The sequence below is a fragment of the Actinophytocola sp. genome (assembly GCF_036402745.1).
Lineage (GTDB): Bacteria > Actinomycetota > Actinomycetes > Mycobacteriales > Pseudonocardiaceae > Actinophytocola.
Genome location: NZ_DASWSJ010000024.1, coordinates 1 through 7,949, shown reverse-complemented (window position 1 = coordinate 7,949; position 7,949 = coordinate 1). Strand labels below are relative to the sequence as shown.

At 71.5% G+C, this 7,949-nt stretch carries 10 protein-coding genes; 5 read left to right on the top strand and 5 right to left on the bottom strand.

Going from position 1 to position 7,949, the window contains the following annotated elements:
* A partial coding sequence (locus VGD70_RS01770; RefSeq protein ID WP_331077385.1) for a hypothetical protein occupies positions 1 to 464 on the bottom strand: 464 nt, incomplete at its 3' end.
* 91 nt (positions 465 to 555) lie between these two features.
* Here VGD70_RS01770 and VGD70_RS01765 point away from each other — a divergent pair.
* Together VGD70_RS01765 and VGD70_RS01760 are read left to right on the top strand one after the other, a co-directional pair.
* A complete protein-coding gene (locus VGD70_RS01765) occupies positions 556 to 1,566 on the top strand; it encodes an ATP-binding cassette domain-containing protein (protein ID WP_331077383.1) in 1,011 nt (336 codons plus the stop codon).
* Positions 1,563 to 2,363 (top strand): ABC transporter permease, encoded by an 801-nt coding sequence (locus VGD70_RS01760; RefSeq protein WP_331077381.1) that lies wholly within the window; start codon positions 1,563 to 1,565, stop codon positions 2,361 to 2,363. The genes VGD70_RS01765 and VGD70_RS01760 overlap by 4 nt, the downstream gene beginning before the upstream one ends.
* Here VGD70_RS01760 and VGD70_RS01755 read toward each other — a convergent pair whose 3' ends face one another.
* Positions 2,364 to 3,149 carry an arylamine N-acetyltransferase family protein gene (locus VGD70_RS01755; RefSeq protein WP_331077379.1) on the bottom strand — a complete coding sequence of 262 codons (786 nt, stop codon included), beginning with the start codon at positions 3,147 to 3,149 and terminating at the stop codon, positions 2,364 to 2,366.
* Between the two features lie 289 nt (positions 3,150 to 3,438).
* Here VGD70_RS01755 and VGD70_RS01750 point away from each other — a divergent pair, with 289 nt between their 5' ends.
* Positions 3,439 to 3,873, top strand: a complete 435-nt coding sequence (locus tag VGD70_RS01750; RefSeq protein WP_331077376.1) for a hypothetical protein — start codon at positions 3,439 to 3,441, stop codon at positions 3,871 to 3,873.
* 222 nt (positions 3,874 to 4,095) lie between these two features.
* Positions 4,096 to 4,749 (top strand): DUF4232 domain-containing protein, encoded by a 654-nt coding sequence (locus tag VGD70_RS01745; RefSeq protein WP_331077374.1) that lies wholly within the window; start codon positions 4,096 to 4,098, stop codon positions 4,747 to 4,749.
* Here VGD70_RS01745 and VGD70_RS01740 read toward each other — a convergent pair.
* Positions 4,746 to 5,402 (bottom strand): response regulator transcription factor, encoded by a 657-nt coding sequence (locus tag VGD70_RS01740; protein WP_331077372.1) that lies wholly within the window; start codon positions 5,400 to 5,402, stop codon positions 4,746 to 4,748. The genes VGD70_RS01745 and VGD70_RS01740 overlap by 4 nt on opposite strands.
* Positions 5,399 to 7,099, bottom strand: coding sequence for a sensor histidine kinase (locus VGD70_RS01735; protein WP_331077370.1), 1,701 nt, complete (start codon positions 7,097 to 7,099; stop codon positions 5,399 to 5,401). Before VGD70_RS01735 ends, VGD70_RS01740 begins: the two co-directional genes overlap by 4 nt.
* Before the next feature lie 190 nt (positions 7,100 to 7,289).
* Here VGD70_RS01735 and VGD70_RS01730 point away from each other — a divergent pair, with 190 nt between their 5' ends.
* Entirely contained in the window at positions 7,290 to 7,499 is a 210-nt protein-coding gene (locus tag VGD70_RS01730) for a hypothetical protein (protein ID WP_331077369.1), read from the top strand.
* A 236-nt stretch (positions 7,500 to 7,735) separates the two neighbouring features.
* Here the strand turns inward: VGD70_RS01730 and VGD70_RS01725 are convergent.
* Positions 7,736 to 7,949: helix-turn-helix domain-containing protein (locus VGD70_RS01725; protein ID WP_331077367.1), on the bottom strand; the 214-nt coding region annotated here is incomplete at its 5' end.

Genomic DNA, 7,949 nt, shown 5'->3' with positions numbered 1-7,949 from the left:
GCCCTCTTCAGCTTGTCGAAGTCGAAGGCGCCCACGGCGTCCGAGGCCTTCGCCAGCTCGTCGGCCAGCGGCTGGTAGGTCGCGTCCTGCTTGGCGAGGGACGGCCCGACCTCGGCGATGCCCCACCTCCGGAAGTCCTCCAGCGACGTGTCCTTGGTGGGCACCGCGGTCCGCTCGACGACCCCGCACACCGCCTGCGCGTCGGCCCGCACCCCGCCGGACCCGCGGGAGCTCAACGCCCAGGCGAGGCCGAGTCCGCCCGCGCCGACCACCAGCCCGAGAACCAGACCGAGCACGAGCGACCGGCCACCCCGGCGCGGTGGCGGGTAGCCAGGCGCGTAGCCCGGCGGCGGGTAGCCGTAGCCCTGCGGGTTCGGCACGTCGTGCGGGCCGGGGACGGGTGCGCTCATCTCGACGTTCTCCTCCAGCAGAAAACCGCTCTCCTGCGGGGAATACTCGCTCATGGGGCGGCGCGCCGCAGGAAAATCGATCCGAATTGTCGGACCCCGGGTCTACAGTCGCCCTCGCCAACACAGCCTGCCCCTGGGAGTCGACATGCCACCGTCCGCGTCCGAGGTCGCGGTGCGCGCGGAGGCCCTGGTGAAGACCTACGGGTCCACCCGCGCCCTGGACGGGATCGAGTTCGAGATCCCCACCGGCACCGTGCTCGGCCTGCTCGGGCCGAACGGCGCCGGCAAGACCACCGCGGTGCGCATCCTCACCACCTTGCTCCGCCCCGACTCGGGCCGCGCCTGGGTCAACGGGCACGACGTCCTCGCCGAGCCCGACGCGGTGCGCCGCTCGATCGGCCTGTCCGGCCAGTACGCGGCCGTCGACGAGAACCTCACCGGCTTCGAGAACCTCTACATGGTCGGCAGGCTCTACGGCAAGAACAAGGCCGACGCCCGGTCCCGGTCCCGCGAGCTCATCAGCCGCTTCCAGCTCGACGACGCCGCCGACCGGCCCGCCAAGACCTACTCCGGCGGCATGCGGCGCCGGCTCGACCTCGCCGGCGCGCTGGTGGCCGAGCCGGCGGTCGTGCTCCTCGACGAGCCCACCACCGGGCTCGACCCGCGCGGTCGCCTCGACACCTGGGAGGTCATCGGCGAGCTCGTCGCCGACGGCGCCACGGTGCTGCTCACCACCCAGTACCTCGAGGAGGCCGACCAGCTGGCCGACACCATCCTCGTCATCGACCACGGCAAGGTCATCGCCAGCGGCACCGCCGACCACCTCAAGGCCGAGGTCGGCGGCGAGCGGCTGCAGATCGTCGTCGCCGAGCAGGGCGAGCTCGCCACCGCCGCCCGCGTGCTCGCCGACATCGGCTCCGGCGAGCCCACGGTCGACGAGCACAGCAGGCGGGTCCAGGTGCTGGTCGAGGCCGGCACCAAGTCCCTCATCGAGGCGCTGCGCAGGCTCGACGCCGAGGGCGTGGTCGTGCTCGACGTCGGCCTGCACCGGCCCACGCTCGACGACGTGTTCCTCTCGCTCACCGGCCACGCGGCCGAGGACGAGCCGGCGCAGAAGGCCACGAAGAAGCCCGCGAAGAAGGGGGAGTCGGCATGACCGTGCTGACCCAGGGCCTACGCGACGGCGGCATCGTCGCCTGGCGCAACCTGCTCAACGTCCGGCGCAGCGCCGACTGGCTGTTCGCCGCGGTCATCCAGCCGATCATGTTCGTGCTGCTGTTCGCCTACGTCTTCGGCGGCGCGCTCGGCGGCGGGCAGTACCGCGAGTTCCTCATCGCCGGCATCTTCGTCCAGACCACGTCGTTCAACTCGGCGTTCACCGTCATCGGGCTGTGCAACGACCTGCAGAAGGGCATCATCGACCGGTTCCGCTCGCTGCCGATGTCCCGGCTCGCGGTGCTGCTCGGGCGCACCACGTCCGACCTCGTGGTCAGCTCGATGGCGCTGCTGATCATGTCGCTGTGCGGGCTGCTCGTCGGCTGGCGCATCCGCGGCAGCTTCCTCGACGCGGTCCTCGCCTACTTCCTCCTGCTGCTGTTCGGCTTCGCGATGTCCTGGATCGGCGCGCTCATCGGCCTGTCCTCGCCCAGCGTCGAGGTGGCGCAGAGCGCCGGGCTGATGTGGCTCTTCCCGCTCTCGTTCATCTCCTCGGCGTTCGTCGGCGCGGGCACGATGCCGGGCCCGCTCAAGGCCATCGCCGAGTGGAACCCGTTCACCGCGGTCATCCAGGCGGTGCGCGACCTGTTCGGCAACGAGGCCCCGCCCGGCATGGCGCCGCCGCCGGGCTGGCCCTCGGAACACGCGCTGCTCTACGCGGTGGCCTCGTCGGTCGTCATCCTGGCCATCTTCATCCCGCTGTCGGTGGCCAAGTACCGCCGGGTGGCCAGCAAGTAGCTAGGCCACCACGGCGGGCCGCGGCGGCGTCGGCAGCTGGTCCAGCTCCATGCCGAAGTGCGTCCGGTACGCCGCGCGCACCGCGTCGTCGCCGTCGAGCGCGCACTCCGTGCGCTCGCCGGCCACCGTCGTGATCAGCCGGTTGCCGGACAGCGTCACCCGGCCGTCCGGCGTCAGCAGCGAGCAGGTCAGGCTCTGGGTGAAGTGCGAGTCCGGCGAGGTCTGCTGCCACCAGCAGGTCGGCGCGAAGTCGGTGAGCGAGCGGCCGCGGGCCTCCGCGCGGTACTGCCGCACGCCGTCCATCAGCACGTCGACGTCCCCGTCCGGCCCGTCCACCACGAGGAACTCGCCGCTCGGGTCGGCCTGCGGCTCCGGCCAGTCCAGCCGCAGCGGGTAGCTCGAGTGCGCGCCGGAGCCGACGTCGACCAGGTACCGCTCGTCGAGGTCGACGCGCAGCACCAGGTGGTCGAACGGGTGGGTGAGCGTGCCGGCCGGCGTGTAGACCTGCGCGGACAGCAGCGTCACCGGAAAGCCCAGCGCCCGCAGCAGGGACGCGAACAGGCCGTTGAGCTCGTAACAGAACCCGCCCCGGCCCCGGTCGACGACCTTGGCCACGAGCACGCCTTCGTCGAGGGTGATCGGCTCGCCGAGATGGATCGAGAGGTTCTCGAACGGCACCGCCCGCAGGTGCCGCAGGTGAAGATCACGCAGCAGGTCGACGGTCGGCTCCCCGGGTGCCTGCGCACCGATCCTGCGGAGGTAACGCCGCACGGTCTGGTCGTCCATGGCACCACTCTGCCCGCTCGACCTAGGTGGAGGTCAACCCCGCAGGTCACAGGAGCATTTCCCGTATGCGGGCAGTTTCGCCGCAAGTCTTGACGAATCCCTGACGCTCAGCGCTAATAGGTACATCGGCATCGAATTGATGTCGGTGAAGGTTTCGTAACTGTCGAGGAATTGACGCGAGGTGCCTGGATGACCTGATGACCCGTCGGCGCTGCCGGGTCGCCTGCCGTGCCCTCTGCTGTCCTCGGCTCGTGGCAGCACTGAGGAGCGGTCAGGAGGTGCGGGCATCATGGGCACGTTGGTTGTCTTGTCGGTCAGCATTGTCGTACTGGTTTTCGTCACGAAGTTCCTCGTCGGCAGAAACCGCGTGCGTGAGCTCGACCGCGATTTCTCCCTGGAGCTTTCCTGCACGCGGGAACGGGCGCTGAGTGTCGCCGCGAGCGCCGCGCGCGGGGTGATGTGGCACGTCGAGTTCACCGAGAACGGCCTCTACACGCGGCACATCTTCGCGCGCAACGTCATCCACGTGGCCGTCTCCGGCCACCCGGCCCGGCCCGGCCGCTGCACCGCGAAGGTCTGGACCCGCGTCCGCCTGGCCGACGACGGCGTCTTCTTCCTGCGCGCGAAGTCCTACCTCGACACGAAGCGCAAGCGGGACAAGGTCGTCCGCTTCCTGTCCACCTACGGCGCCACGACGGGAGGCCGCGACGCGACCATCGGGTGAGGGGACCCGGGCGCGGGCCGGACCTCGTGCACGCGCTCGGCTACCGGCCGGGCTCCGCGGAGTGGATCACCGTCGTCGCCAGGTGACCGTTTGTTGTTGGCCAGTTGCGGGTAGTTCTCGTTGGCACGCAACCCTGGGCGGGTTCACCCGTCCTTTCAGTAGCAAGCGTCCAGTGGGGTCGGGGCCAGGTCTGGAGGCGTAATACCCATGCTGCGAACCAGGATGAGTCGAGCCGCGTTGCTCGTCGGCGGCGTCACGATCGCGTTGTTGACCGCCGGGTGTCAGAACGCGACCACCGGTGCGAACAGTCCGGACGTGCCGTCCATCACCGAGGCGGCCGGCACGCCGCCGTCCACCCAAGCACCGCCGGCGTCGAGTTCCACGCCGCAGGCCCAGCCGCCGGTCAACAGCGCGGCGAAGCCTGCGGCCGAGAAGCCCAAGCCGGCGGCGACCAATCCCAACGAGTGCAAGGTCGCCGACCTCAAGCTGAGCCTCGCCGGTGGCGACGCCGCGGCCGGCACCACCTACCGCCAGCTGCGGTTCACCAACTCCGGTCACCGCACCTGCACGATCCAGGGCTTCCCCGGGGTGTCCTACGTGGCCGGCAACGACGGTCACCAGGTCGGCCCGGCCGCCTACCGCGACGGCAGGAAGGGCCCGGCGATCACGCTGAAGCCCGGCCAGATGGCCTACGCGCCGCTCGGCTTCGTCCAGGTCCGCAACTACGACCCGGCGGTCTGCAAGCCGACCGCGGTCCGCGGGCTGCGGGTGTACCCGCCGCACGAGTACAGCTCGATGTACCTCGCCGCGCCGGGCACGGGCTGCGCCGGCACCCCGCCGGGCAACCAGCTGGTCCTGCGGACGATCCGGCGCTAGCCGTTCATCAGGCCTGTCCGCCAGGCCCACGCGGCGACCTCGACGCGGTTGCGGGCACCGATCTTCGCCTGCACCGCGGCGAGGTGCGTCTTCACCGTGGACAGCGACAGGTACAGCTCGGTGCCGATCTCGGTGTTGGTGAGCCCGCGGGCGGCCGCCTTCACCACGTCGCGCTCGCGCCCGGTCAGCGGCTCGGCCGGCGAGTCGGCGGCGGCCGGCGTGGGGACCGCCGACGCGAAGTGGCGCAGCAGCCGCACGGTGATCTGCGGGGACACGAGCGCGTCGCCGCGGTCGGCGGCGCGGACGGCCTCCAGCAGCAGCGCCGGGCCGGCGTCCTTGAGCAGGAACCCGTTGGCGCCGTTGGACAACGCGGCGTTGACGTACTCGTCGAGGTCGAACGTGGTGACCACGACGACCTTCAGCGGGTCGGCCACCCCCGGCCCGGCGAGCGTCTTGGTGACCTCGAGCCCGTCCATCCCGGGCATGCGGATGTCGAGCAGGCACACGTCCGGCCGCAGCTCGCGGGCCCGCTGCACCGCGGTGATCCCGTCCGGGACGTCCGCGACGACCTCGATGTCGTCCTGGGTCTCCAGGATCATCCGGAACCCGGCACGCACCATCTCCTGGTCGTCCGCGATCAGTACCCGGATCATGCCCCCTCTTTCCGCAGTGGCAGCCACGCCTCGACCGACCAGCCGACGTATCCGCTCGGCCCGGCCTCGAACCGGCCGCCCAGCAGCTCCACCCGCTCACGCATGCCGACCAGACCGTAGCCGCCGGACCCACCGACCGGGTTGACCGGCCGGTTCGCGCCGTCGTCGGTGACCCGGATGTGCAGGCCCTCCTCGCCGGTCACCACGCGCACCCGCACCGCGCTGGCCCCCGGCGCGTGCTTGCCGACGTTGGTCAGCGACTCCTGGACCAGCCGCAGCACCGAGCGGCCGACCTCGTGCGGCAGCTCCGCGGGCGGCGACAGCTCCAGCTCGACGGGCGGCCCGGCGAAGTTCTCGACCAGCGCGCGGATGTCGGCCTCGAGGTCGGTGGTCGCCTGGCCGGTCGCGTCGGAGCTGCCCGCGGTCCAGGCCGCGGTGCCGTCCCGCAGGCTGCCGACCAGCGTGCGCATCGCGGTGAGCGCCTCGGTGCCGCTGCGCTCGATCTTCTCCAGCGCGGGCACGGCGACGCCGGGGTTCTTGTCGGCGACGAGCAGCGCCGCCTGCGCCTGCACGACGATGCCGGTGACGTGGTGCGCGACCACGTCGTGCAGCTCCCGGGCCAGCGCCATCCGCTCGCCCTGCTGCGCGGAGGTCACCGCGGCCTTCACCGTCTGGTTCCGCTCGCGGTCCCGCGCCCGGAAGTACCAGCCGGTGGCCACCGCGACGACCAGCATCAGGCCCAGCAGCAGCATGATGTCGGCGTTGGCGATGAAGTCGCCCGACCGGATGCCCAGCGACACCAGATGGGCGGCGACCAGTGCCGCGGTCGCCGTGCCCGCCTGGCGCAGCGGCAGGTAGCGCACCGCGTAGGCGATCATCGCCATGCTCGCGCCCAGCCCGGTGAACGACAGGGGGAGGTTCGGCCACGCGCCGATGCCGCCGATGGCCAGCGGGATCAGCACCAGCGCGGCCGCCCCGAGCAGCGCGTACCGCAGCGGCGCGCGGGGCGCGAAGAACGCGCACAACCCGGCGACCCCGGAGCCGAACAGCGTGATCACCCCGGTGTAGCCGACATCGCCCGCCTCGATGAGCAGCAGCACCGCGAGCGCGGCGCCGAGCGGCCACTGCTTGCGGATCAACGCGTCGGTCGCGGACTCCACCCGCTGCTGGCTGGTGTGCCGCAGGTAGGTGCCGATCGCGATCGAGAGGAGCAGCACGCAGAACCCGAACACCAGCGAGCGGTACAGGTCCGTGCCGTTGATCAGCGAGTAGCGCACCGAGCACAACGTGCTGGCGCACGGGTTGTCGCGGGTGAACATCGCGACGAGGCACGCGGCGACCAGCGCCGCGGTGCAGCCGGCGGCCACCAGTGGACCGCAGCGCCAGACCACCAGCACGACCAGGGTCGCGCCCGCCACCATCTCGGAGAGCAGGATGCCGTGGATGCCCATCGACACCGGGATCGCATCGGTCACCCGGATGATGTACGACGAGGCCAGGAGCGCGGCGGCGCCACCCAGCGCGCCGGCCACGGGCCTGGTGAGCGCGAGGTAGGCGCACACACACAGCGCGACGGCGCCCGGCAGCGCGGGCGAGGCCTCGCGGAGGCCGCTCGAGCCGGCGAGGACGAAGTCGACCAACAGCGCGGCGCCGAGTAACGCGGCCAGCCAGCGATGTGGCACCGGGATCGGTGTCATGCGCAAGAACGTATTGGACCCGCGGTCCGGTCGCCTCGGCCGAGTGGCGGCCGCGGGTCGGCCGATCGGCCAGTGGGGCGGCCCGGTGCGGTGACCGGTCGGCCGGCTTGCGGTGTCTGTTCGACCGATCCGCCGGGGGCCCTTCCGGGGCGAAGCTTTGACCAGGACGTTTACCGGAGGTGGGAGAAAGATGTTGCAGGCAATCCTGGTGTGGAGCGGAGCAGTGCTGGCGATCGTGGTGCTGCTGCTGATGGCGCTCGGCCCGGTCATCGTGGAGGCCGACTCGTGGTGGTACGAGCGCAAGCACAACCGGAAGCTGGCGAAGAAGGCCGCGAAGGCGCCGGCCGCCGCGGTCGCCGCCCGGCCCGTGCACAAGTCGGCCGCGCCGCACGCCGCCTAAGGCCTGTCTCGTAGATCATCGGGTGAAGTCCTGCGCCGACCACCGGAACCTCAGGGGACCGTGACGGCACCCAGCCACCATCCACCTCGATACCCGCACTGTTCGCTGGGACGCAACGCACACTTTTAATCCCGGGGAGGCGGACTAGTCGGTCGGCCGGGTGGTTCAGCCGTCCGCGTCGCCGGGCTTGGTGCGGGTCCGGCCCGCCGGGTCGTCGGTGTGGCGGGCAACTGGGGTCAGTCGGCCGAGGCGAGCACCGTGGACACCAGGCCGGGGAACCTCGTGTCCAGCTCGTCGAGGCGCAGCGTGTTCATCCGCTGCCGGCCGTCCTCGTACTGGCGCAGGATGCCGGCCTTGCGCAGCGCGCGGAAGTGATGGCTGAGCGTCGAGGCGGCGACCGGGAGGCCGAACGTGCCGCAGGCCCGGTCGCCCTCGGCCAGCAGCATCCGC

Excerpts from the sequence above, each read along its gene's own strand:
- VGD70_RS01765 (WP_331077383.1), top strand. The coding sequence starts at position 556 with ATGCCACCGTCCGCGTCCGAGGTCGCGGTGCGCGCGGAGGCCCTGGTG.
- VGD70_RS01760 (WP_331077381.1), top strand. The coding sequence starts at position 1,563 with ATGACCGTGCTGACCCAGGGCCTACGCGACGGCGGCATCGTCGCCTGG.
- VGD70_RS01755 (WP_331077379.1), bottom strand. The coding sequence starts at position 3,149 with ATGGACGACCAGACCGTGCGGCGTTACCTCCGCAGGATCGGTGCGCAG.
- VGD70_RS01750 (WP_331077376.1), top strand. The coding sequence starts at position 3,439 with ATGGGCACGTTGGTTGTCTTGTCGGTCAGCATTGTCGTACTGGTTTTC.
- VGD70_RS01745 (WP_331077374.1), top strand. The coding sequence starts at position 4,096 with ATGAGTCGAGCCGCGTTGCTCGTCGGCGGCGTCACGATCGCGTTGTTG.
- VGD70_RS01740 (WP_331077372.1), bottom strand. The coding sequence starts at position 5,402 with ATGATCCGGGTACTGATCGCGGACGACCAGGAGATGGTGCGTGCCGGG.
- VGD70_RS01735 (WP_331077370.1), bottom strand. The coding sequence starts at position 7,099 with ATGACACCGATCCCGGTGCCACATCGCTGGCTGGCCGCGTTACTCGGC.
- VGD70_RS01730 (WP_331077369.1), top strand. The coding sequence starts at position 7,290 with ATGTTGCAGGCAATCCTGGTGTGGAGCGGAGCAGTGCTGGCGATCGTG.